The 24152-nt window shown below is 75.0% G+C and carries 21 protein-coding genes; 9 read left to right on the top strand and 12 right to left on the bottom strand.

The features are described 5' to 3' along the window. Nucleotides 1-281 precede the first annotated feature (281 nt). Nucleotides 282-1625: an MFS transporter gene (locus DMP17_RS41425; protein WP_226350032.1), complete on the top strand. Its 1344-nt coding sequence runs from the start codon at nucleotides 282-284 to the stop codon at nucleotides 1623-1625. Nucleotides 1626-1669: 44 nt separating this feature from the next. Here the strand turns inward: DMP17_RS41425 and DMP17_RS41420 are convergent, their stop codons facing one another. The 6 genes from DMP17_RS41420 to DMP17_RS41395 form a co-directional block, all read right to left on the bottom strand. Further along, nucleotides 1670-1954 carry a hypothetical protein gene (locus tag DMP17_RS41420; protein WP_208820499.1) on the bottom strand — a complete coding sequence of 95 codons (285 nt, stop codon included), beginning with the start codon at nucleotides 1952-1954 and terminating at the stop codon, nucleotides 1670-1672. 390 nt (nucleotides 1955-2344) lie between these two features. Continuing rightward, nucleotides 2345-4390, bottom strand: a complete 2046-nt coding sequence (locus tag DMP17_RS41415) for an NAD(+) synthase (RefSeq protein ID WP_337832394.1) — start codon at nucleotides 4388-4390, stop codon at nucleotides 2345-2347. Between the two features lie 24 nt (nucleotides 4391-4414). After that, the gene (locus tag DMP17_RS41410) at nucleotides 4415-4687 is read right to left on the bottom strand and encodes a hypothetical protein (protein WP_073578537.1); all 273 of its coding nucleotides are present in this window, start codon (nucleotides 4685-4687) and stop codon (nucleotides 4415-4417) included. A gap of 13 nt (nucleotides 4688-4700) precedes the next feature. Further along, nucleotides 4701-5888, bottom strand: a complete 1188-nt coding sequence (locus DMP17_RS41405; RefSeq protein WP_337832393.1) for an alpha/beta hydrolase — start codon at nucleotides 5886-5888, stop codon at nucleotides 4701-4703. Between the two features lie 25 nt (nucleotides 5889-5913). Next, a complete protein-coding gene (locus tag DMP17_RS41400; protein WP_443217997.1) occupies nucleotides 5914-7611 on the bottom strand; it encodes a phosphatidylglycerol lysyltransferase domain-containing protein in 1698 nt (565 codons plus the stop codon). 109 nt (nucleotides 7612-7720) lie between these two features. Beyond that, nucleotides 7721-8653, bottom strand: a complete 933-nt coding sequence (locus DMP17_RS41395; RefSeq protein WP_337832391.1) for a hypothetical protein — start codon at nucleotides 8651-8653, stop codon at nucleotides 7721-7723. 296 nt (nucleotides 8654-8949) lie between these two features. Here DMP17_RS41395 and DMP17_RS41390 point away from each other — a divergent pair, with 296 nt between their 5' ends. Further along, a complete protein-coding gene (locus DMP17_RS41390; protein ID WP_337832390.1) occupies nucleotides 8950-9732 on the top strand; it encodes a PRC and DUF2382 domain-containing protein in 783 nt (260 codons plus the stop codon). A 24-nt stretch (nucleotides 9733-9756) separates the two neighbouring features. Here the strand turns inward: DMP17_RS41390 and DMP17_RS41385 are convergent, their stop codons facing one another. The 4 genes from DMP17_RS41385 to DMP17_RS41370 form a co-directional block, all read right to left on the bottom strand. Next, nucleotides 9757-11142, bottom strand: coding sequence for a HAMP domain-containing sensor histidine kinase (locus DMP17_RS41385; protein ID WP_337832389.1), 1386 nt, complete (start codon nucleotides 11140-11142; stop codon nucleotides 9757-9759). After that, complete coding sequence (locus DMP17_RS41380) at nucleotides 11139-11828, bottom strand: response regulator transcription factor (RefSeq protein ID WP_337832388.1); 690 nt, start codon at nucleotides 11826-11828, stop codon at nucleotides 11139-11141. Before DMP17_RS41380 ends, DMP17_RS41385 begins: the two co-directional genes overlap by 4 nt. Nucleotides 11829-11863: 35 nt before the next feature. After that, a complete protein-coding gene (locus tag DMP17_RS41375) occupies nucleotides 11864-12253 on the bottom strand; it encodes a hypothetical protein (RefSeq protein ID WP_226350039.1) in 390 nt (129 codons plus the stop codon). A 63-nt stretch (nucleotides 12254-12316) separates the two neighbouring features. Continuing rightward, a complete protein-coding gene (locus DMP17_RS41370; protein WP_226367487.1) occupies nucleotides 12317-13378 on the bottom strand; it encodes an alpha/beta hydrolase in 1062 nt (353 codons plus the stop codon). Nucleotides 13379-13597: 219 nt separating this feature from the next. Here DMP17_RS41370 and DMP17_RS41365 point away from each other — a divergent pair, with 219 nt between their 5' ends. From DMP17_RS41365 to aspA, 7 genes are all read left to right on the top strand, one after another. Further along, a complete protein-coding gene (locus tag DMP17_RS41365) occupies nucleotides 13598-14767 on the top strand; it encodes a lipase family protein (RefSeq protein WP_337832387.1) in 1170 nt (389 codons plus the stop codon). A gap of 134 nt (nucleotides 14768-14901) precedes the next feature. Beyond that, nucleotides 14902-17487, top strand: coding sequence for a rifamycin-inactivating phosphotransferase (rph, locus tag DMP17_RS41360; RefSeq protein ID WP_337832386.1), 2586 nt, complete (start codon nucleotides 14902-14904; stop codon nucleotides 17485-17487). Between the two features lie 77 nt (nucleotides 17488-17564). Beyond that, nucleotides 17565-18002: a VOC family protein gene (locus DMP17_RS41355; RefSeq protein WP_226350043.1), complete on the top strand. Its 438-nt coding sequence runs from the start codon at nucleotides 17565-17567 to the stop codon at nucleotides 18000-18002. 160 nt (nucleotides 18003-18162) lie between these two features. Then, nucleotides 18163-18819 (top strand): FadR/GntR family transcriptional regulator, encoded by a 657-nt coding sequence (locus DMP17_RS41350; RefSeq protein ID WP_226350044.1) that lies wholly within the window; start codon nucleotides 18163-18165, stop codon nucleotides 18817-18819. A 77-nt stretch (nucleotides 18820-18896) separates the two neighbouring features. Beyond that, on the top strand, nucleotides 18897-20288 hold the full coding sequence (locus DMP17_RS41345; RefSeq protein WP_226350623.1) for an amino acid permease: 1392 nt from the start codon (nucleotides 18897-18899) through the stop codon (nucleotides 20286-20288). Then, entirely contained in the window at nucleotides 20285-21244 is a 960-nt protein-coding gene (locus DMP17_RS41340; protein ID WP_337832385.1) for an asparaginase, read from the top strand. The genes DMP17_RS41345 and DMP17_RS41340 overlap by 4 nt, the downstream gene beginning before the upstream one ends. Beyond that, the gene (gene aspA / locus DMP17_RS41335; RefSeq protein ID WP_226350046.1) at nucleotides 21241-22641 is read left to right on the top strand and encodes an aspartate ammonia-lyase; all 1401 of its coding nucleotides are present in this window, start codon (nucleotides 21241-21243) and stop codon (nucleotides 22639-22641) included. Before DMP17_RS41340 ends, aspA begins: the two co-directional genes overlap by 4 nt. A gap of 51 nt (nucleotides 22642-22692) precedes the next feature. Here the strand turns inward: aspA and DMP17_RS41330 are convergent, their stop codons facing one another. After that, nucleotides 22693-23328 carry a TetR/AcrR family transcriptional regulator gene (locus DMP17_RS41330; protein ID WP_226350047.1) on the bottom strand — a complete coding sequence of 212 codons (636 nt, stop codon included), beginning with the start codon at nucleotides 23326-23328 and terminating at the stop codon, nucleotides 22693-22695. An 18-nt stretch (nucleotides 23329-23346) separates the two neighbouring features. Further along, nucleotides 23347-24135, bottom strand: a complete 789-nt coding sequence (locus DMP17_RS41325; protein WP_226367483.1) for an SDR family NAD(P)-dependent oxidoreductase — start codon at nucleotides 24133-24135, stop codon at nucleotides 23347-23349. Nucleotides 24136-24152: the final 17 nt, after the last annotated feature.

Below are 24152 nucleotides of genomic sequence, written 5' to 3'. Positions count from 1 at the left end.
GACGGTCTCTCCTCCGGCACGCGGACCGGCCGGGCTGCGGGGGAGCGTCGGGATCGGGGGATCCCGGCCCGTCGGGGGGTACCGGACCGCGTGTTCAGTGACCGGACGGTAGCGAATGTCCCGTGATGTCCGATCTTCGCGGACCGTTCGTGGCGACGACCGCACCCGGCCGTGCGACGAGTGGCGCGGATCGGGCACCCCGGACGTCTTTACCCGACCGGACGTTCGGTGCAAAAGTAGCGCGGTCCGGGACACCGCCGTCCCGGGTCAGGGGAGGACGCATGACCGAGCAGCAGGCCGGGCCCGGCGCGGGCCCGACGAGTGCCGCCGACACGACCGGCTCCGCGCCCGCGCAGGTGCGCCGGGTCGCCGCGACGAGCGCGATCGGCACGACGATCGAGTGGTACGACTTCTTCATCTACGCCACGGCCGCGGCCCTGGTGTTCAACAGCCAGTTCTTCACCACGATGTCCGCGGCCTCGGGCACCCTGGCCGCGTTCGCGACCCTCGGGGTCGGCCTGGTGGCGCGTCCGCTCGGCGGCATCGTGTGGGGGCACTTCGGCGACCGCCTCGGCCGCAAGAAGATGCTGGTCTTCTCGCTGCTGCTGATGGGCGTGGCCACCGTCGGCGTCGGCCTGCTGCCCACCTACGGCCAGATCGGCGTCGCGGCGCCGGTGCTGCTCGTCGTGCTGCGCCTGCTGCAGGGCCTCTCGGCGGGCGGTGAGTGGGGCGGCGCCGCGCTGATGGCGGTCGAGCACGCCCCGCCCGGCAGGCGCGGGCGCTACGGCTCGTTCCCGCAGATCGGGGTGCCCGCCGGGCTGATCCTGGCCCAGCTGGTGTTCCTCGTCGTGTCCAACCTGACCACCCCCGAGCAGTTCGCCGCGTGGGGCTGGCGGATCCCGTTCCTGCTGTCGATCCTGCTGGTCGTCGTCGGGCTCGTGATCCGGCTGCGGGTAGAGGAGAGCCCGGTGTTCGCGATGCTGCGGCAGAACCGCGGCCGCAGCCGCGCCCCGATCCTGGAGGTGTTCCGGCACCGTCCGCGCGAGCTCGTGCTGGCCTCGGTCAGCTTCGTCGCGAACAACGCGATCGGCTACATCTTCCTGGCCTACCTGCTCTCCTACGGCACCCAGGTGCTCGAGGTCCCGCGGAACACCATGATCGTCGTCGTGATCATCGGCTCGCTGAGCTGGCTGGTCAGCATCGTCGCCGGCGCGATCTGGTCCGACCGTGTGGGCCGCAAGCGCGCCTACCTGGTGGGCTCGGTGCTGCTCGTGGTGTGGCCGGTGCCGTTCTTCCTGCTGCTCGACACCACCGGGTTCGCCGCGATGGTCGTCGCGGTCGTCGTGCTCACGGTGGGGCTGGGCCTGTCCTACGGCCCGCAGTCCGCGTTGTTCGCGGAGATGTTCGAGGCACGCTTCCGCTACAGCGGCGCCTCGTTCTCCTACGCCGTCGGCGCCGTGCTGGGCGGCGGGTTCGCACCGCTGATCGCCGCCGCGCTGCAGCAGGGCTACGGGACGTCGATGGCGGTCGCGGCCTACATGGTCGTCGTCGCCGTGATCTCGCTGGTCGCGGTCCTGCTCATCCGGGAGACGCACCGCCCGGACGCGCCCGCCCGGCTCTCCTGACGACGACGGCGCCCCGGACCTGGTGTCCGGGGCGCCGGAGCGGCCTAGATCGAGCGGTGCCGGCCGTTGCCGAGCGGGGCCGAGAGGTCCCGGGCCCGGCGACGCCCGGCCACGGTGCCCTCGGCGGGCCGCTCGTCGACGGTGCCGGGACCGCCGGAGGACATCGAGCGGGCCTGCTCGGCCAGCTCGCGGGTCACGCAGGGCCAGGTGGCGCTGACCCCCGTCGCGTCCCGGCACTCACGGCAGAAGCCCTGCGCGTCGGGGGTGTGTTCCGCCAGGGTCCGCTCCAGCAGATCCGGCATCTCGGACAGGATGTTCGCGAGTGCCACGACTCACCTCCAGGTCGAATGCGGGCGACAGTAGTGGTCGGGTTCACCCGCCCCCGGCAGGGCGGGGGGCCCGTCGGCCGGTGCCCGCCGATCCACTCAGGACCCGGTGTTCCCGCTGTTCGCGAGGGGTGCGCGGGATCGCGCCGGGGCTCTCCGCCGGTCCGGTCGCCCGGTGTGGCGCCGCCCCGTCGGCACAGGGCGGCCCCGTCCGCTCGGTGAACCGTGTCACCGATCGGCGACCGGTGCCGGCGACACGACGACACGCACCACTGCTGCGCCGGACGTGTGATCGGATCACCCGTCGTCGCCGCCGGACGGCCCAGTGGGCCACCCCCGTCCGGACCCGGGGCGCTGCGGCGTCCGCGTTCGCGCCCCGTGACCGGGCCGCCCTCAGCCGGCCGGGACCTCCCGCTCGATCTCGTCCAGCCAGATCGTCGCCGACAGGTCCGAGGGTGCCCGCCAGTCCCCGCGGGGCGACAGCGCGCCGCCCGCGGACACCTTCGGCCCGTTCGGCAGCGCGGAGCGCTTGAACTGCGCGAACTGGAAGAACCGCCGCGCGAAGACCTGCAGCCAGCGCCGGATCTCGGCGGGGGAGTAGGCGGGCCGCTCGTCGTCGGGGAACCCGGGCGGCCACCGGCCCGCGGCGGCGTCGGACCAGGCGTGCCCGGCCAGGAACGCGATCTTCGACGGCCGGAAGCCGTGCCTCAGCGTGTACCAGAGCGTGAAGTCCTGCAGCGCGTACGGACCGACGGTGGCCTGGCTGGACTGCACCTCGGTCGTCCCGTCCGAGGGCACCAGCTCCGGGGTGATCTCGGTGTCGAGCACCGAGCGCAGCACCGCCGACACCTCGGGCGGGAACTGCTCGGAGGAGATCACCCAGCGGATGAGGTGCTGCATCAGCGTCTTCGGCACGCCGCCGTTGACGTTGTAGTGCGACATCTGGTCGCCGACGCCGTAGGTGGACCAGCCGAGCGCGATCTCCGACAGGTCCCCGGTGCCGAGCACGATCCCGCCGCGCTGGTTCGCCAGCCGGAACAGGTAGTCGGTGCGCAGCCCGGCCTGGACGTTCTCGAAGGTGACGTCGTAGACGGGCTCGCCCCGGCCGAAGGGGTGGTCGATCTCCGACAGCATCGTCCGCGCGGTGCCGGTGATGTCGATCGTGGCGAAGGTGACGCCGAGGGCCTCGGACAGCGCGACGGCGTTGTTGCGGGTGTGGTCGGAGGTGGCGAAGCCGGGCATGGTGAAGGCGAGGATGTCGGTGCGCGGGCGGCCGAGCCGGTCCATCGCCCGCGCCGCGACGATCAGGGCGTGGGTGGAGTCGAGCCCGCCGGACACGCCGATCACGACCTTCGGCTGGCCGATCGCCCGCAGCCGCTGCTCCAGCCCGGCGACCTGGATCGAGTAGGCCTCGAAGCAGTCCTGCTCGAGGCGCGCCGGGTCGGCGGGCACGAACGGGAAGCGCTCCACGGTGCGGCGCAGGCCGATGTCGTGGCCGGGCGGGTCGAGCCGGAACGCCACCGTGCGGAAGGCGTCGGTGCGGGTGGCGTGGGTGCGGCGGTTGTCGTCGAAGGTGCCCTGGCGGCGCCGCTCGCCGGCGATCAGGTCCAGGTCGACGTCGGCGACCGCGTGCCGCGCGCCCTGCGGGAAGCGCCCGGACTCCGCGAGCAGCACGCCGTTCTCGTAGATCATGGTCTGGCCGTCCCACGAGACGTCCGTGGTCGACTCGCCCTCGCCCGCGGCGGCGTAGACGTACGCGGCCAGGCAGCGCGCCGACGCCGAGCGCGACAGCAGGTGCCGGGTGTCGGCCCGACCGACGGTGATCGGTGAGCCGGACAGGTTCGCCAGGACCGTCGCCCCGGCCAGCGCCGCCTCCGCCGACGGCGGGATCGGCACCCAGTAGTCCTCGCAGATCTCGGCGTGCAGCACGAAGCCGGGCAGGTCCTCGGCGGCGAACAGCAGGTCCGTACCGAAGGGCACGTCGGTGGCGCCGAGCCGGATCGTGGCGCCGCGGACGTCGTCCCCGGGGGCGGTCTGGCGGCGCTCGTAGAACTCGCGGTAGGTCGGCAGGTAGGACTTCGGGGCGACGCCCAGGATCCGGCCCCGGTGGATCACGACCGCGCAGTTGTAGAGGCGGTGGCGGTACCGCAGCGGTGCCCCGACCACGAGGACCGGCAGCAGGTCCGCCGTCGCCTCGACGAGGGAGAGCAGCCCGGTCTCGACGGTCTCCAGCAGCGTGTCCTGCATCAGGACGTCCTCGATGGAGTAGCCCGAGAGCGTCAGCTCAGGGAACACCACCAGCCCGACGCCGTCGTCTGCGCAGGTCCGGGCGGTCTCCAGCACGGCGGCGACGTTCGCGGCCGGGTCGGCCATCGTGGTGTGCAGGGTCGCCGCGGCGGTGCGCAGGAAGTGGTGGCGGTAGACGGAGCGGAAGTCCACGCCGTCATTCTGACCGGTGGGTGGTCAGCTCCGTCGACCCGCCAGCATCCGCGCCGCCGCGCAGGCGACCCCGGTGGCGACGAGCAGCCCCAGCAGCACCGCCCAGCCCGCCCCGACCGAGCCGCCGGCCAGCACGACCCCGAGCGAGCCCAGCCACGCCAGCGGCACCAGCAGCCACAGCGCCAGGCCGTGCAGCACCTTCGGGATCTCCCCGACGCCGGCCGCGATCACGATCCACACCACCCCGGCGAGCAGCCCGCCGACGAGCAGCAGGGTGCCGACTCCCTCCCAGACCACGTGTGTCTCCTTCCTAGGGGTCGGGCACCGGCAGCACGCGCTGCGGCACACCGGGCCCGTCGTCGATCGTGACACCCGCCGGCGTCGCGGGCGGGGCCAGCGGCCCCAGCAGGTGCGCACCCAGCCAGTCCACCAGGTCCGGCAGCTGCGCGCGGACGGCGTTCTGGTTGTGTCCGCCACCCGGGTAGAGCCGGGTGTCGACGGTCACCGGTGGCGCGGCGGCCGCGCGGATCCGGTCCGCGGCGGCCCGCTCCTCGGGTTCGTCGGAGCCCGCGGTGACCAGCATCGCCAGCGGCGCGGGCCGCTCGCCCAGCAGCGCGACGACGTCGTTGGCGGCGGCCAGGTCGGGCCGCCCGGCGAACAGCTCCCCGGTGACGACGTCGTCGGGGGTGCGGTCGTAGCCGCTCTGACTGACCGCGAGTGCGTAGGTGCGCGGGTGGCGCAGCGCCAGGTTCATCGCGCAGTAGCCGCCCGAGGACCAGCCGGCCAGCGCCCAGGCGCCGCGGTCGGGCCGCACCCGCAGGTGCCGGGTCGTCCAGTCGACGAGGTCGGTGGTCAGGTAGGTGTCGTCGGCCGCGCCGTGCTGGGCGTCGACGCACTCCTGGTCGTGGCCGAACCGGGGCTCGCCGTTGATGTCGGGGATGACCAGCACGACCGGCGGGATGCGGTGCGCGGCGATGGCGGCGTCGAGCACGTCGGGCACCTTGAACAGGGCGGCCACCTCACGGGGCTCGCCGGGGAACCCGGGCAGCCACTCGACGACCGGGAACCGCGCCCGCGGGTGCTCGGTGTAGCCGGGCGGGAGGTAGACGTCGGCGTCGCGGTCGATGCCGGACACGGCCCCGTGCAGGGTCATGTGCAGCGTGGAGCCCAGCCCCTGCGCGGAGCGGGCGGCGACCAGCGGCATCGCCGCGTCGAGGCCCGCACCGTCCGGGCCGATGTCGGCGACCGAGCCCTCGCCGGGGTCGGGGGAGGACCCGATCAGCGAGCCGACGGTGGGGAAGAAGCCGCCGAGCAGGTTCGCCCCGGCCCCGGCGGCCGCGAGCACGGCCACGGCCGAGACGGCCACGAGCAGCGTCCGGGCCACCCGGCGCAGCCGGTGCCACGCCCCACCGGTGAGGATGAGCAGCAGCACCGCCGCGACCGTCGGCACGACCACCGCGGCGACGACGTCGAGGCGCAGCTCGGAGGCGTGGATCACGGCGCCGCCCCCGCGCGGACCCGGCTCACCGGCGCAGCAGCCGCAGCAGCGCCGGCGGGCGGCCGCCGAAGCCCTCGGCCTCGAGCACGACGAACAACACCCGCGGCAGGTCGCGGACGGCGGGGAACAGCACGTAGCGCGGGTACCAGCTCGGGCGGAACTTCGCGTTGAACCGGTAGAGCGAGTCGATCTGCCACCAGCGCGACGCGATCCGCAGCACCCTGGCCCAGCCGCGGGCGACCGGTCCGGCACCGATCCGCTCGCCGCGCTCCAGGGCGGAGCGGAACATCGCGAAGTTCAGCGACACCCGTTTCACGCCGTGGTCCTTCGCGGCCGCCATCAGCTCGGCGATCATCAGCTCGTTGATGCCGTTGTCGGCGTCGGCGTCGCGGACCATGAGGTCCAGCGAGAGCCCGTCGCGGCCCCAGGGGACCAGCTGCAGCATCCCGGACGGCTCGCCGTCGCGGAGCGCGGTGACGATCACCGCGTCCGGGTCGGAGGGATCCGCGACGCGCGAGGACGCCATCGAGAAACCGCGCTCGTCCTCGGCGCCGCGCCAGCGGTGCGCGCGCTCGGCGACCCGCATCCGTGCGGTCTCGTCGAGGTCCCGCAGCCGCGTCACCTCGACGGTGTGCCCGCTGCGCTGCATCCGGTTGACGGTCTGGCGGACCCCGCGCATGGGGCGTCCGTCGAGGCTGAACGACGCCGTCTCCAGCACCGCCTCGTCGCCGAGCTCGAGGGCGTCGAGACCGGCCTTGGACCAGGCGGTCGCGCCGCGCTCGGAACAGCCCATCACCGCGGGCGACCAGCCGTAGCGGGTGCAGATGCCGAGGAAGGCCTCGATCGCGCCGGGCCACGCGCCGACGTCGCCGACGGGGTCGCCCGAGGCCAGCGCGACCCCGGCGAGCACCCGGTAGGACACCGCGGACTTGCCGCCGTGGGCGAACACCGCGGCCTTGTCACGGCGCAGGGCGAAGTAGCCCAGCGAGTCGCCGTCGCGCTGGTCGAGCAGGGCGCGCAGGCGCTGCTCGTCGTCGGGGTCGAGCGACGGGCGCGGCTCCGGCGAGCGCAGCAGGTGGTACCCGGCGACGACGAGCGCGACCACCCCGAAGGTCAGCCCGATCGCCGAGGTCAGGTCGTCGAGCCACACGGCGCGCTGCTCGAACTCGACCGGGCCGGTCACCCCGATCAGCGACAGCGCCGCGTGCGCGGCCTGCGCCGCGATCGACGGGTCGCCGACGAGCCGGCGCGGGTTGAGCGCGAGCAGCACCCAGACGATGAGGAAGCCGGACAGCCCGAACTGCAGCAGCGACCGGACCGACCGGCCGAGCCCGCCCGGGTCCTGCCGGGCGACGAAGTAGCGGCGCGTCGCGATCAGCGCCGCCAGCAGCGCGACGACCAGCACCGCGGGCCCGATGCCGCGCCGCTGGTCCAGCACGTGCAGCAGGTTGACCACGACGAGGAACGTCGTCGTCGCGGTCGCCACCCACCAGGCGCGCTGCTTGCGCCGGCGCAGCCCGGTGGCCAGCAGCAGCAGGCCGACCCCGGCGAGCGCGGTCACGACCAGCGACGCCAGCCCCAGCCCTGCGGGCAGGCCCAGGGTGCTGCGCAGCTCGCTGCCGATGACCCGGCGGGGCGCGGGCAGCACCGCCGCGACGACGGTCAGCGCACCGACGATCCGGGCCGCCCACACCACGGCGCGGACGACGGCGGCCTCGGACAGCCGTCGTCTGCGGGCCTCCGGGTCCGGCGCCGGGGCCGCTCCGCGGGTGCGGACGTCCCCGTGCTCGTCCCGGTGCTCGTCCCCGGTCGTCCCGGGCGGGCCGGAGCCCTCAGAGCCCGTCACGCGTTCCTCCTGTCGATTCCGTCCCCGGTGGCGGACCACCGGCGACGCCCGAACGGGCCACCGGACCCGGCAGCCGGGCGCCGAGCGCGTCCAGCTCCGCGGCGACGACGTCGGCCGCCGGTGTCCCGGGCGCCGCGGTCACCGACCCCGACGCTAGCGCCGGGCCCGGCGGCGGCGCGCCCGGCACCGGGTCATCCTGCGTCGCCGCGGTGCGCACGACGACCAGGTCCAACGGATCGGGCGAACCGGACGCGGGGGCCGGGCAGCCGTCGCCGCCGGGTGGCCCGGCCGCCGTCGCGACGTCGGCGCGCTCGGCGAGCGCCCGGCCCAGCGGGCACCCGGGGCCCTCGGGCGGACCGGCGAGGGCCCACGCGGCCCGGTCGGTCCGCAGCACCGGCAAGCCGGCCGCGACGGCGGCGGCGCGCAGCCGGGACACCGGCACCCGGTCGGTCCACAGCACCACCACGGCCGGCATCCGGCCCGCGGTGACCGCGGCGTCGACGGCGGCGTCGACCGCGGCCGACCCGTCACCGGGTCCGGTCCACACCAGGACGGGGTGGGCGAGGTGGTCGTCGTAGCCGGGCGGCAGGTGCACGGGCACGTCGACGCCGTCGACGGTCAGCACGGTGTCCCGGCCGGGTCCGGTGACCGGCGGGGCGGGTGGCGCGGGCAGCCCGCCGCGGTCCGGTCCGGCGGCCAGCGAGGCGGGCGTCGGGTAGAAGCCGAACCAGGCGTTCGTTCCCACCGCGAGGGCGAGCACGACGAGCGCGACCACGGCCGGCAGCGCGGCCGCCCGCACCGCGGGCCGCCACCGGGCCCAGCGGCGTACGAGCAGTACGAGGGTGAGCGCGGCCGTGCCCGCGACGGCGGTGACGGTGACGGCCGACCCGAGCGGGAGCAGTGCGGTCCCGGCGAGCACGTCACCACGATTCCACGCCGGTTCCGGGGACCCGGCGGCGGGATGATCCGTCCCCGTCGTCGGGAACGTCCTAGATCAAGTCCAGAACAGACCGTCCCAAACATGCCGTCCGGGGTCGCCCGCGACGGGAACGCGCTACACCCAGCGTTGTCGCACAAGCGATCCCGTGCGGCCGGGTGGATGACGGCGGTCACACGGACGACGGGGAACGGGGCATCCGCCGCATGCCGGGGCGGTTCCGGGCCGACCCCACCGGTGTTCGACAGCATTCGCACCGAGCCACGGAGGACAGCAGCATGATCACGAAGGACATGACCCGGGAGCTCATCGGTCGTCAGGTCGTCGACAACCACGGCGAGAAGGTCGGCAAGATCGGCCAGATCTACCTGGACGAGCGCAGCGGTGACCCGACCTGGGCCACGGTCAACACCGGGCTGTTCGGCACCAAGGAGAGCTTCGTGCCGCTGCAGAACGCCGACGTGCACGACCGCGACGTCGCGCTGGGTGTGGAGAAGAAGGCCGTCAAGGACTGCCCGCACGTGGGCCGCTCCGACGAGCGCCTGACCGGGTCGGAGGAGGACGAGCTCTACCGCCACTACGGCATCGGCACCGGCAACGGCCGCACCGACGCCCGCCACGCCACCGGTGAGCGCACCGACCGCGACCGCACCGACCGCACCGCCCGTACCGGCGACGACGCGATGGTCCGCCACGAGGAGAACCTGCGCGTCGGCACCGAGACCGAGGAGACCGGCCGCGTCGCGCTGCGCAAGTACGTCGTGACCGAGGACCAGACCGTCACCGTCCCGGTGTCGCACGAGGAGGTCCGCCTCGAGCGCGAGCCGATCGACGGCACCGAGGCGAAGGCCCGCCCGGGCGCCATGGGCGAGGCCGAGCACGAGGTGACCCTGCACCGCGAGCGCCCGGTCGTCGACAAGACCACCGAGGCCGTCGAGAAGGTGCGCCTCGGCACCCGCACCGTCACCGAGGACGAGAAGGTCTCCGACACCGTGCGCAAGGAGCGCATCGAGGTCGACGACCCGCAGCACGCCCTGCCCCGCGACGAGCGCCGCAGCTGAGCGACGCACCGCGCCACCGGCGCGTCACCGGAGCCCGTACCTCGGGCCCGGTGACGCGCCGGGCCCATCTGCGGGCCCGGCCGCCGCGAGCCGCACGGTGAAGCACGCACCGCCCTCCGGTGCGGGGCCCGCTGTGACGGTGCCGCCCATCCGGGTGACCAGGCCGTGCGCGAGTGCCAGGCCGATCCCGCCCAGCCCGACCGGGCGACGGCCGTCGTAGCGGTCGTGGAGCAGGCCCCGTTCGAAGGCCACCGGGTAGTCCTCCGGGGCCAGGCCGGGGCCGCCGTCACGGACCTCGACCGCGCCGTCGCCGTGGACGGCGAACACCAGTGCGGCCCCCGGCGGGACGACCCGCACCGCGTTCTCGGCGAACCCGTCGAGGACCTGCCGCAGCCGGCGCGGGTCGGCGAGCACCGGCCCCACGTCGCGGGCGGTCTCGGCGCGGAACGCGATCCCGGCCCCCGCGCACCGTCCGCGCCAGACCTCGGCCGCCTCGTCCACCAGCGCCACCGGGTCGACGATCTGCAGGTCGACCCGGACGTCGTCGGCCTCCAGCCGGGCGAGGTCGATGAGGTCGGCGACCAGCCGGTCCAGCCGCAGTGCCTCCCGCACCATGACCTCGCCCGCCCCCGGCACGTCGTCGCCGGTGACCACGCCGTCGGCGAGGGACTCGGCCAGCCCGCGGACCGCGGTCAGCGGGGTCCGCAGCTCGTGGGACACCGAGAGCAGGAACCGGCGCTGACGCCCCTCGCTGCGGGCCAGCGCGTCGGCGAGCTCGTTCACCGCGGCGGCGACGTCGGCGACCTCGGCCGGGCCGCGCACCGGCACCCGCACGTCGCGCGCGCCGTCGGCCAGCTCGCGGGCCGCCCGGGCGGTGCGCCGCAGCGGACGCGCCAGCACGGTGCCGGCACCGGCGCCCACGAGGATCGCGGCCAGCGAACCGGCCAGCAGCGCGAACCCGAGGGTGCGCCCCAGCAGCGGGCTGCCCAGCGGCCCCCGCTCCGGGGCACGGACCAGGGCGAACGCCGACCCGGCCGCCGGGCGGGCCTCCACCACCCAGCCGGTCCCGTCGGCGGTGACGACCGCGGACACCGGCCGTCCGGCCAGCGCCCGCGCCGCGCCCGCGCGTTCCAGCGCCCGGGCCAGCACCGGGTCGGCGACCGGGTCCGGCAGCACGACGACGGCGATGTCCTGCCCCCGCAGCAGCGGCTCGACCGCGGCGAGGGGGACACCGGCGTCGAGCTGCCGGGCGACGACGTCGGCCTGCTGGGCCAGCGCCTCCTGGGTGACCTGACGCGCGGTCCGGTCGACGAGCACCAGCGTCACCACCGAGCTGACCAGCACCGCGAGGAGCGCGACGAGCAGGCAGGCCAGCGCGACCCGCCACGCGGTGCTGCGCCGGCCGGTCACCGGCCGACCTCGGCGGCGTAGCCGACGCCGCGCACCGTGCGGATCGGGCAGTCGCCACCGAGCTTGCCCCGCAGCTGCGCGACGTGGACGTCGACGGTCCGGGTGCCCGCGTGCGCGGCGTACCCCCACACCGAGGACAGCAGCTGCTCGCGGGAGAACACCCGGCCCGGGTACCGGGCGAGGTGGGCGAGCAGCGCGAACTCGGTCGCGGTCAGGGCGACCTCGTGGTCGTCGACCAGGACCCGGCGGGTGACGGTGTCGACCCGGACCCGGCCCAGCACGAGCGGGCCCGGTACGGGACCGGTGCCGCGGCGCAGCACGACGCGCAGCCGGGCCATCAGCTCGCGCGGGCTGAACGGCTTGACCACGTAGTCGTCGGCGCCGATCTCCAGGCCGAGGACCCGGTCGACCTCGTCGTCGCGGGCGGTGACGAACAGGACGGGGGTCCAGTCGTCGTCGGCGCGCAGGCGGCGGCACACCTCGATGCCGTCGAGGCCCGGCAGGCCGACGTCCAGCACGACCGCGACCGGCCGGTGCCGGCGGACCAGCTCCAGCGCCGCGGACCCCTCGGCCGCGGTGAGCACGGAGAACCCGTCACGGCGCAGGTACAGGCCGATGAGGTCGACGATGGCGGGCTCGTCCTCGACCACGAGGACGAGCCCGCGTCCACCCGGGCTGGTCTCCACAGGGGCGATCCTGGCACCGCCGGGCCGGGGACCGGTCAGGAACCGCCGCAGTCCGTCTGCTGGACGTGCTCCAGCTGGCCGCGCAGCGTCCCGAGTGCGCTGGTCCGCCCGGCCTGGTCCGAGATCCGGGCGGCGAGCACGTCGGCCTCGGCGGTGTGCCCGGCCGTCCGGGCCGCCTGCTCCCGCGCCTGCATCCAGGCCGTCGAGCCCTTCACGGTGGCGTCGCCACCGATCCGGGTGGTCTGCTTGTCGATCCGGGCGATGGCGTGCGGCAGCCGGTCGCACGTCTTCGTGTCGGCGGCATTCGTGGTGGCCGGTGCCGAGGTACCGGAGGCCGCCGAGGCCACGCCCGCGCCGGTGGCGAGCAGTGCCGTGGCCAGTGCGGCGCCCGCGGCGCCGGTGATCCACTTCGTCCTGGTCCGCATCGGGTTCCTCCTGTCGAGCCCGGCCGGTGCGGCCGGGACCTCACCGACGGTGCTCCCCGTAGATCAGGACCGGGTGCTGCTCGTGTTCGGATCCGGTAAGGGCGCCGGGACCGGGGAGGCGAGCAGGGCGAACGCCGTCCGGAGCGCCCCGGCGGCCTCGGCGACGGCCTGGCGGGGCCGCACCCCGATCCCGAGCGAGGTCGCGAAGCCGTGCACGAGGTCGGGGTGGCGGCGCAGCGTCGCCGGGACGCCCGCCTCCCGCATGCGGGTGACCAGGTGCTCGCCCTCGTCGCGCAGCGGGTCGAACCCGGCGGTCGCGACGTAGGCCGGCGGCATCCCGGACAGGTCGCCCTCGGCGATCCGCAGCCGTGGGTCGTCGCGCATCGCCTCGGGCACGTACCAGCCGGCCATCGCCGCGATCGCCTCGCCGGTGAGCAGGAACCCGTCGCCGAACAGCTCGCGTGAGCGGGTGTGCCCGTCGAGCTCGGTGACCGGGAAGAACGCCAGGCAGAACACCGGACGCCCGGCCGGGTCGGCGCCGTCGCGGCTGGTCTCGCGGGCCACCGTCAGCGCCAGGCTCGCCCCGGCGGAGTCCCCGCCGACCGCGATCCGGCCCGGGGCCGCCCCGAACTCCTCCGGGTGCGCCGTGACGTGCGCGAACGCGGCCAGGCAGTCGTCGACGGCGGCCGGGAACGGGTGCTCGGGCGCCAGCCGGTAGTCCACCGACAGCACCCGGGCGCCGGACTCGGCGGCCAGCGTCGCGCACAGCTCGTCGTGGGTGTCCAGGTCGCCCGCGACGAAACCGCCGCCGTGCACGTAGACGAGCAGCGCGCCGTCGACGACGTCGGGTCCCGGCGGCGGCACGTACAGCCGCGCCCGCAGGTCGGCGACCGCGCCGGGGACCGTGCGGTCCTCGCGGCGCACCCCCGGCTCCTCGGGCCCGGCGACGACGCGGTCGACGAACGACTGGCCCGCCCGCATCTGCTCCGGCGGCGGGACCGGCTGCGGCCGGCGCGGGGTGAGCAGCCGCAGCAGGAGCTGGATGTCGAGGTCGAGCTGCTGGCCGTCGCGACGGACGGGCGGGCCGGCGATCGCCCGCTTCACCGGCTTCGGCAGGGCCAGCACACCGCGCAGGGCTCCTCGTGCGACACGTACCCGATGATCCACGGTGACCTCCCGCGTGTACCCGATCTTCACCCTCGATTGTGGCACCGGGTGCCGTTGCGTGCCGCTCGTCGCGGCACGGATCACCCGCCGCTGCCGTTTCGCAACCTTCGTCCCCCGTTCCCCGGCGGACGGGTGCTCGTTCAGCCCAGTGGAGATCATCTGCGGAGGGGGACGGGCATGAGGACGAGGCTGCGTGCGACGGTCGTGGCGGGGGTGGTGGCGGTCGTCGCGGCGGTGGTCGCGGTGCCGCAGGCACTGGCCTCGCCGGACGGACCGGGGGGCGAGGGTGCGCCGGGTGACGTCGTGTCCGCGGAGCGGGTCCTCACCCCGACGGTGCCCGCCGCGACGGCGACCCGGATCCTCTACCGCAGCCTCGACACCGACGACCGGCCGATCACGGTGAGCGGGATCGTCCTCACCCCGCTCGTCCCGGCGCTCGGGCCGACCCGGGTCGTCGGCTTCGCCGCGGGGACCCAGGGGCTCGCCGACCGCTGCGCGCCGTCGCGGCAGCTGCAGGCCGGTACCGAGTACGAGGCCCCGGCGATCGGTGCGCTGCTGACCAGCGGCTACACCGTGGCCGTCACCGACTACGAGGGCCTGGGCACGCCCGGCGAGCACACCTACGTCAACCGCGCCGCGCAGGCGCACGCCCTGCTCGACGTGGCGCGCGCCGCCCAGCGGGCCGGTGTCGGCGTGCCGGAGGACGCCCCGACCGCGCTCTACGGTTACTCCCAGGGCGGTGGCGCGTCGGCCGCCGCGGTCGAGCTGGCCCCGGAGTACGCCCCCGAGCTGAACCTCGTCGGCGCCTACGCGGGCGCGCCGCCGGCGGACCTGCGTGCGACCGGCCGGGCCCTGGAGGGCGGCCCCGCCGTCGCGCTGCTCGGCTACGCGGTGTCCGGGTTCGACGCCGCCTACCCCGACCTGGGGGTGCAGGACCTGCTCAACGACCGCGGCCGGCAGGTGGTCGCCGAGCTGCGCGAGCAGTGCACCCAGGACTCCGCGCTGCGCTACCCGGGCCTGCGTTCGGAGTCGCTGTCCGCCGACGGACGCCCGATCTCGGCGTTCCTCGACGAGGAGCCCTTCGCGAGCCGGGTCGACGAGCAGCTGATCGGGCGTCGCACCCCCGAGGCGCCGGTGCTGATCGTGCACAGCGTCGCCGACGACATCGTGCCGTTCGGCCAGGGCGAGGAGCTCGCCGAGCGCTGGTGCGCCCGCGGCGCCGACGTCGAGTTCCGGCCGTCGCCCGTCCCCGGCCACCTCGGCGGGTACCCGGAGGGGCAGGCCCGTGCGCTGGCGTTCCTGCAGGCCCGCTTCGCCGACCTGCCGACGACGCCCACCTGCCGCTGACAGCCATGGCGGGAGTCCCTCCCGCCATGGTCAACGTATAACGCAGCGGGGGACTTGCGGCAAGACCCGGTGGCCGCGCCAGACTCTGCGCCCGGCGCCGTGACCTGCGGCGTCGTGGTGACACGGGGGTGGGCGTGCACGGGGTGCTGCTGCAGTTGGGCGAGGTCGGCCGGGACCGGCTCGCCGTCGTCGGGGGGAAGGCCGCGCACCTGGGGGAGCTGACCCGGACGGCGGGGATCACGGTCCCGGGCGGCTGGTGCGTGACCACCGGCGCCTACCGGGCCGTCGTGGAGGGTGCGCCCGGGTTCGACGCGTTGCTGGACCGCCTGGCCGGCCTGCCCGCCGACGACGCCGACGGGCTCGCCGCGGTCGCCGCCGAGGTCCGCGGGCTGGTGGCGTCCCGGCCGGTCCCCGACGACGTCGCGGCGGCGGTCGCCGCGGCGGTCGGTCGGTCCCCGGCCGGGACGGCGTGGGCGGTGCGCTCCAGCGCGACCGCCGAGGACCTGCCGACGGCGTCGTTCGCCGGGCAGCAGGACTCCTACCTGAACGTGGTGGGCGCCGACGCCGTGCTCGACCGGGTGCGGGACTGCTGGGCGTCGCTGTTCACCGACCGCGCCGTGGCCTACCGCCGGCGGCGCGGCCTGGATCACCGCGCCGTCGCGATGGCGGTGGTGGTCCAGGAGATGGTCGTCCCGGACGTGTCCGGGGTGCTGTTCACCGCCGACCCGGTGACCTCCGACCGGACCGCGACCGTCGTCGAGGCGGTGCCCGGGCTCGGTGAGGCACTGGTGTCCGGGCTGGTCGCGGCGGACGGGTGGACGGTGCGCGACGGCACCGTCGTCGACCGGCGCGCCGCACCGCGGACCGTCGCGGTCCGGCCCGCGCCCGGTGGGGGCATCCGGACCGAGCGGCTCGGCCCGCACGACGACTCCCCGCTGCTCACCGACGACCAGGTCCTGGAGCTGGCGCGCCTCGGCCGCACGATCGAGGCCGGGCTCGGCGGCCCGCAGGACGTCGAGTGGTGCCTGTCCGGCGGCCGGTTCCAGGTCGTCCAGAGCCGCCCGATCACCACGCTGTTCCCGGTCCCCGACACCGACGACGACCGCCTCCACGTCTACCTGTCGGTCGGCTACCAGCAGATGATGACCGACGCGATGCGCCCGCTCGGGCTGTCGTTCTGGCAGATGACGACGCCGCGCCCGATGGCCGAGGCGGGCGGGCGGCTGTTCGTCGACGTCACCGCCGCGCTGGGCACCCTCTCCGGTCGCGACGGCCTGCTCGCGGTGATGGGCCGGTCGGACCCGCTGATGACCGACGCGCTGCGCACCGTGCTCGACCGCGGCGCGGTCCCGCTCGGCGAGGACCCGGCGACGCCCGCCCCGGTGCACGGCGCGCCGACCTCCGAGCCGCTGGACCCGGACCCCGCGCTCGTCGCCGAGCTGGTCGCCGAGGTCCGGGCCTCGGTGGCGGACGCGGCCCGCAGGATCTCCGGCCGCGTCGGGCCGGAGCTGTTCGCCGCCGTCCGCGCGGACATCCCTGAGCTGCGGGCGCGGCTGAACAACCCGCGCAGCACCCGGGTGTTCATGACGGCGATGGACGCGGCGTACTGGATCGACGAGCACGTCGGCGAGTGGCTGGGGGAGCGGCCGTCGGACGTGCTGACCCGGTCGGTGCCCGACAACGTGACCTCGCAGATGGGGCTCGCGCTGCTCGACGTCGCCGACGCGGTCCGCCCGTACCCGGCGGCGGTGGCGCTCCTGCGCGAGGGACGGGAGGACGTGCTCGACGCGCTGGGGTCGGTCGAGGGCGGCACGGTGGCCCGCGACGCGATCGTCGGCTGGCTCGACGCCTACGGGGCCCGCTGCGTCGGCGAGATCGACATCAGCCGGCCGCGGTGGCACGAGCGCCCGGCCGCGCTCGTGCCGCTGATCCTCGGCCACGTCGACGGCGAGGAGCCCGGCGCCGGGCGCCGCCGGTTCGAGCAGGGCCGCCGCGAGGCCGAGGCCACCCGCGACGACCTGCTGGCCCGGCTGCGGGCCGGGACCGACGGCGAGGCACGGGCCGCGCGGACGGCGCTGATGATCGACCGGCTGCGGACCTTCATCGGCTACCGCGAGTTCCCCAAGTTCGGCATGGTCTCGCGCTACGCGGTCTACCGGGCCGCGCTGCTCGCCGAGGCCGACCGGCTCGTCGCCGCCGGGGTGCTCGACGACCGCACCGACGCCTACTACCTGCGGTTCGACGAGCTGGAGCAGGTCTCGCGCACCGGGCACGCCGACCTCGCGCTGGTGCGCGCCCGGCGGGCGGAGTTCGCCGCGTACGAGGCGCTGACCCCGCCGCGGGTGCTGACCTCCGACGGCGAGTGCCTGCAGGGCTCCTACCACCGCGACGACGTGCCGCCCGGAGCGCTCGCCGGGCTCGCGGTGTCGGCCGGGACGGTCGAGGGCCGCGCCCGCGTCGTCGCCGACCTGTCCGGCGCCGCACTCGAACCCGGGGACGTGCTGGTCACCACCTACACCGACCCCAGCTGGTCACCGGCGTTTGTGACGATCGCCGGGCTGGTCACCGAGGTCGGCGGGCGGATGACCCACGGCGCCGTCGTCGCCCGCGAGTACGGCCTGCCCGCCGTGGTCGGGGTCGAGGACGCGACCCGGCTGATCCGGGACGGTCAGCGGGTCCGGGTGGACGGCGGGAGCGGGCTGGTCGAGATCCTCGGCTGAGACATGTCGAGAACCGGGGACCGGCTCCGTCCCCGGGACGGACGCGGCCACCGGGGCCGCGCGATCGGGAGGACATCATGAGCGTGCTGCGGATGGACAACGTCGGCGTCGTCGTCACCGACCTCGACGAGGCGGTCGCGTTCTTCGGCGCGCTCGGCCTGGCGGAGGAGGGCCGGGCGACGGTGGCGGGCCCGGACGTGGACCGGCTGGTCGGGCTCGACGGCGTGCAGTGCGACATGGCCGTCGTGCGGACGCCGGACGGGCACGGCCGGCTGGAGCTCATGCGGTTCGGGTCGCCGTCGTCGCCGGCCGGGGACCCGGGCGCCGCGGTGAACGTGCTCGGCATCCGGCGGATCATGTTCGCGGTCACCGACGTGGCGGAGACCCTCGCCCGGCTGCGCGGGCACGGCGCCGTGCCGGTCGGCGACGTGGTGCCGTTCGGCGGGGCGCACGTGCTCGCCTACGTACGGGGACCGGACGGCATCCTCGTCGCGCTGGCCGAGGAGACCGGCTGACGGAGACCGGCTGGCGGAGACCGGTCGACTGCGGCCGGTCGGCCCTCGGCCGGCCGGCCCCGGTTCTTGACAGCGGCGCCCCTCCCCGTCACTCTCTTGCACCGTGAACCTGTCAGACAGCCGGACAGCCGGACAGCGTGGTCCCCGTCGCGTCAGCGCCATGGAGGCCGTGCTGTCCCACCTGCGAGCCACCATCGAGCGGGGTGAGTACGAGGTCGGAGACAAGCTGCCCGCCGAGGCGGCGCTGAGCGCGGAGTTCGAGGTCAGCCGGTCGGTGGTCCGCGAGGCGCTCCGGGGCCTGCAGGCGCTCGGGCTCACCGAGTCGCGCACCGGGCGCGGCACCTTCGTCGTCGCGACCGGTCCGACGGACGACCCGACCTTCGGCGACTACAGCGCCCGTGACCTGTTCGAGGTCCGCAGGCACGTCGAGATCCCGGTCGCGGGCTACGCCGCCGTGCGGCACGACGACGCCGACCTCGACGAGCTGTGGCACCTGGTCGGCCGGATGGACGCCGAGACCGACGACGCCACCTGGGTCGCCCTGGACTCGCTGTTCCACATCACGATCGCGCGGGCGTCGCGGAACCCCGCGTTCGCCAAGGTCATCGAGGAGATCCGGGAGGCGCTGGCCGCGCAGTCGTCGTTCCTGAACAAGCTGGGCGACCGGCGCGAGCAGTCCAACGCCGAGCACCGTCGGATCGTCGCCGCGATCGCCGAACGCTCCGAGGAGCGCGCCGTCGCCGAGATGACCGCCCACCTGGGCCACGTCGAGCAGACCCTGGCCGGGATCGTGCGCGAGGGCGGGGTGACCCGGTGACCGGGACGCGACCCGCCCCCGTCGCCGACCGTGGCGACTCCGGCTACCGCAAGGACCTGCGGGCCCGGCACATCCACATGATCGCCATCGGTGGGGCGATCGGGACCGGGCTGTTCCTCGGTGCCGGCGGCCGCCTCGCCCAGGCGGGACCGGCGCTCGCGCTGGTCTACGCGGTCTGCGGCGTCGTCGCGTTCCTCGTGGTCCGGGCGCTGGGGGAGCTGATCCTCTACCGGCCCTCGTCGGGTGCGTTCGTGTCCTACGCCCGGGAGTTCATGGGGGAGAAGGGCGCCTACGTCGCGGGCTGGATGTACTTCCTCAACTGGTCGACGACCGGGATCGCCGACATCACCGCGATCGCGCTCTACGCGCACTTCTGGTCGTTCTTCACCCCGGTCCCGCAGTGGGTCCTCGCCCTGGTCGCGCTGGCCGTCGTGCTCGTGGTCAACCTGGTGTCGGTGCGGCTGTTCGGCGAGCTGGAGTTCTGGTTCGCCATCGTCAAGGTCGGCGCCCTGGTGGCGTTCATGCTGCTGGGCATCTGGCTGCTGGCGACGCAGACCCCGATCGACGGGGTCACCCCCGGACCGTCCCTGATCACCGGGAACGGCGGGATCCTCCCGGCCGGGCTGCTGCCCGCGGTGCTCATCGTGCAGGGCGTCGTGTTCGCCTACGCCGCGATCGAGATGGTCGGCGTCACCGCCGGAGAGACCGAGCACCCGGAGAAGGTCATGCCGCGGGCGATCAACTCGATCGTCTGGCGGATCGCGCTGTTCTACGTCGGCTCGGTGGTGCTGCTGACGATGCTGCTGCCGTGGACGGAGTACTCCGCCGGGGAGAGCCCGTTCGTCACCGTGCTCGCCCGGCTCGGGCTGCCCGGCGCGGACAGCATCATGAACCTGATCGTGCTCACCGCGGCGCTGTCGAGCCTCAACGCCGGCCTCTACACGACCGGCCGGATCCTGCGCTCGATGGCGGCGTCGGGGTCGGCACCCCGCTTCACCGGGGTGATGAGCCGGCGCGGGGTGCCCTACGGCGGCATCCTCCTGACCTCGTCGATCTGCGTGCTCGGCGTCGGGCTCAACGCGGTGGTCCCGGCGCAGGCGTTCGAGATCGTCCTGAACTTCGCCGCGATCGGCATCCTCGGCACCTGGGGAACGATCATGATCAGCAACCTGCTGTTCGTGCGCCGCTGCCGCCGCGAAGGCGTCGAGCGGCCCGCGTTCCGGCTGCCGGGCGCGCCGTACACGCACGTCGCGACGCTGGTGTTCCTCGCCGCCGTCGTCGTGCTCATGGCCTTCGACGAGGTCGGCAGGATCACCCTCATGGGGCTGCCGGTGATCGTCGGCGCCCTGGTCGCGGGCTGGTACGCGGTCCGCAACCGCATCGACATGTCCGCGTTCGACCGGACCGGTTTCGGCGCGGACGACAGCACGGACCACAGCACGGACGACAGAGAGGACGACACGGTATGACCCAGCTGGCCGCCCCGCCGAGGATCGGGGTACCGGCCCACGAACCGCTGGTGCACCTCCTGCGCGACGGCATGGTCGAGGGGGTGCACCACGGCTCGGTCGTGGTGCTCGCCCCGGACGGCTCGACGCTGTTCGCCGCGGGGGACCCGGACGTCGCGTTCTACCCCCGCTCGACGGCGAAGCCGCTGCAGGCCGCGGCGATGGCCCGGCTCGGGCTGCGACCCGGTCCGTCCGGGTTCGCGATCGCCGCCGCGAGCCACTCCGGCGAGCAGGCCCACCTCGGCGCCGTCCGGGCGCTGCTCGGCCCGATCGGCATCGGCGCGCTGGGCAACCCCGCCGACCTGCCCTACGACCCCGAGGAGCGGGACGCCTGGCTCGCCGCGGGCCGGTCGGCGTCGCAGCTGGCGCAGAACTGCTCCGGCAAGCACGCCGCGATGCTGCGGACCTGTCTGCTGCGCGACTGGCCGACCGAGGGCTACCTGGACCCGCGGCACCCGCTGCAGACCGCGATCCGGGAGACCGTCGAGGACCTCACCGGCGCCCCGGTCGCCCGGACCGCCGTCGACGGCTGCGGGGCACCGCTGTTCGCCGTCTCGCTGCGGGGGCTGGCCGGCGCGCTGGCCTGGCTCGTGACGGCCGACCCGGAGTCCCCGGACGGCCTGGTCGCGGCCGGGATGCGCCGGCACCCCGAGCTCGTCGGCGGATCGCGGCGCCCGGTCACCGCGCTGATGCGGGCGGTGCCCGGCCTGCTCGCCAAGGACGGCTTCGAGGCCGTCACCGTCGCCGCGCTGCCGGACGGCACCGCCGTCGCCGTGAAGATCGCCGACGGCGGGCTGCGCGCCCTGCGCCCCGTCGTCACCGCCGCACTCGCCCGGTGCGGCGTCCACCTCCCGCCGGGTCGGACCGACCTGCGGGTCACCGGCCCCCTGGCCACCGCCGAAGGAGAGACCGCATGAGCGCCGTCCGTCACGAGCACGACCTGCTCGGCGACCGCGACGTCCCCGCCGAGGCCTACTGGGGCGTGCACACCGCCCGGGCCCGGGAGAACTTCCCGATCACCGGCACCACCATCGCCGTCTACCCGCACCTGATCGAGGCGCTCGCGGCGGTGAAGGAGGCCGCGGCCCTGGCCAACCGGGAGCTGGGGCTGCTGGATCCGGAGGTGGCCGACGCGATCGTGGCCGCCTGCGCCGAGATCCGGGGCGGGGCCCTGCACGACCAGTTCGTCGTCGACGTCATCCAGGGGGGTGCGGGCACCTCGACGAACATGAACGCCAACGAGGTCGTCGCGAACCGGGCGCTGGAGCTGCTGGGCCACGAGCGCGGCCGCTACGACGTCGTGCACCCCAACGAGCACGTCAACATGTCCCAGTCGACCAACGACGCCTACCCGACCGCGGTCAACGTCGCGACGATCCTGGCGGCGCGCGAGCTGTCGGAGTCGATGCACGTGCTGGAGCGCGCCTTCGCCGCGAAGGCCGTCGAGTTCCACGACGTGCTCAAGATGGGGCGCACCCAGCTGCAGGACGCCGTGCCGATGACCCTCGGGCAGGAGTTCGGCACGTACGCGGTGATGCTGGGCGAGGACCGCGAGCGGCTCACCGAGGCCGCGGCGCTGCTGCACGAGATCAACCTCGGCGCGACGGCGATCGGGACCGGTCTCAATGCCGCGCCCGGCTACGCCGAGGCGGCCTGCCGGCACCTGGGCGAGATCACCGGGGTGCCGGTCCGGACCGCGGCCGACCTGGTGGAGGCCACCCAGGACTGCGGCGCGTTCGTGCACCTGTCGGGTGTGCTCAAGCGGATCGCGGTGAAGCTGTCGAAGTCCTGCAACGATCTGCGGCTGCTGTCCTCGGGCCCGCGCGCCGGTCTGAACGAGATCGACCTGCCGCCGGTCCAGGCCGGGTCCTCGATCATGCCCGGGAAGATCAACCCGGTGATCCCGGAGGTGGTCAACCAGGTCGCCTTCGAGGTGATCGGCAACGACGTCGCCGTCACCATGGCCGCCGAGGCCGGACAGCTGCAGCTCAACGCGTTCGAGCCGATCATCCTGCACTCGCTGTCGGAGTCGATCACGCACCTGGGTGCCGCGTGCCGGACGCTCGCGACCCGCTGCGTCGCGGGCATCACGGCCAACACCGACGTGCTCCGCGGCTACGTGGAGAACTCGATCGGGCTGGTCACCGCCCTGAACCCGACGATCGGCTACGCCGCCGCCACCGAGATCGCGAAGGAGGCGCTCGCGTCGGGCCGCGGGGTCGTGGAGCTCGTCGTCGAACGGGGCCTGATCCCGGCCGACGAGCTGGCCCGGCTGCTGCGCCCGGAGGTGCTGGCCCGCCCCGGGCTCCGCTGAGAAGGCCCGCGCAGGGCCCGCCGCGGCCCTGCACCCGGTGCGGAACGGGTGTCAGGGCTGCGGCGGGGCCTCGTAGGGGAGTCCGCGGGTCAGGCTGTGCACCCCGCCCGCGGTGAGCAGGCCCCCGAGCGCGATCGCGAAGAGCTCGTCGGCGAGGCGCGCGTCGGCCTCACCGCTCTGCGGGGTGAACCAGTGCTGCATCCAGTCGAGCATGCCGACGACGGCGCGGGCGGCCACGGCGGGCGAGCCCGCCAGCGAGAACTCACCCTTGTCCACCCCCTCGGCCAGCAGCGACTCGACCGCGGCGATGTAGCGGCGGTCCATGTCGTCGAACCGGGCGAAGACCGGCGACCGGAAGCGCCCGACGTGCTGCAGGTACACGAAGGCGGCCGGGTAGTAGTCGGAGAAGATCCGGACCTGGGTCCGGATCAGCTCGCGCAGCCGCATCGCCACGCTGCTGTCGGTGTCGGCCCGCAGCCGGTCGAGCTCGGCGAGCAGCGCCTGCGCCGGCCGGTCCACGACGGCGAGCAGCAGCTCCTCCTTGCTGCCGACGTAGTTGTAGACACTGCCCTTCAGGATCCCGACCCGGGCCCCGATGCTCTCCAGCGTCGCGTTGTCGTACCCGTGCTCCCGGAACTCCTCCCCGGCCGCACGCACGAGGTCCGGCCAGCGACTCGGTCGCGGCATCAGCTCACCCCTTCCCGCTCAGTGCATCGTCCAGCCGCCGTCGACGCACAGCGTCGTGCCCGTCAGGTACGACCCCGCCGGCGACGCGAGCAGCAGCAGCGGCCCGGCCAGCTCGTCGTGCTCGCCGAGGCGGCCCAGCGGGATCCGGTCGACGACGGCGTCGCGCCCGCGCGGGTGCTCCAGCAGCGGGCCGGTCATCTCCGAGGCGAACCAGCCGGGAGCCAGCGTGTTGACCCGGACGCCGTGCCGGGCCCACTGCGCCGCCAGGTCCCGGGTGAGCCCCGCCAGCCCCGCCTTCGACGCCGAGTAGGCCGCCTGCGGCACGGTGCCGGCGGTCAGCCCGAGCACCGAGGAGACGTTGACGATCGCGCCGCCGCGGCCCGCGTCGATCATCCGCCGGCCCGCGGCCGCGGCCATCGCGTAGGCCCCCAGCAGGTTGACCTCCAGCAGCGCGGCCGCCCGCCCGTGGTCGTCGGTCTCCGCGCGGGCGGCGTAGCCGGTGCCGGCGTTGTTGACGAGGACGTCGATGCGGCCCAGCCCGGTGACGGCGGCGTCGACGAGCCGCTCGCAGTGGTCCGGGTCGGCGACGTCGGTGACGACCGCGACGGCGCGGCGCCCGGTGTCGGCGATCGAGCGCCGCACCTGTTCCAGCCGGTCGGCCCGGCGCGCGCCCAGTACGACGTCGGCGCCCGCACCGGCCAGCACCCGGGCGAAGCAGGCACCCAGCCCGGACGACGCGCCGGTGACGACGGCGACCCGGCCGTCCAGCCGGAACCCGCCGGGGAGCGCTGCCGGCGGGTCGGTCACCCGCCCATCCTCCCCGG

This window comes from Pseudonocardia sp. TMWB2A, from assembly GCF_017312135.1.
The sequence above is the reverse complement of the archived record's forward strand: the minus strand, read 5'-3'. Positions and strand labels throughout refer to the sequence as shown.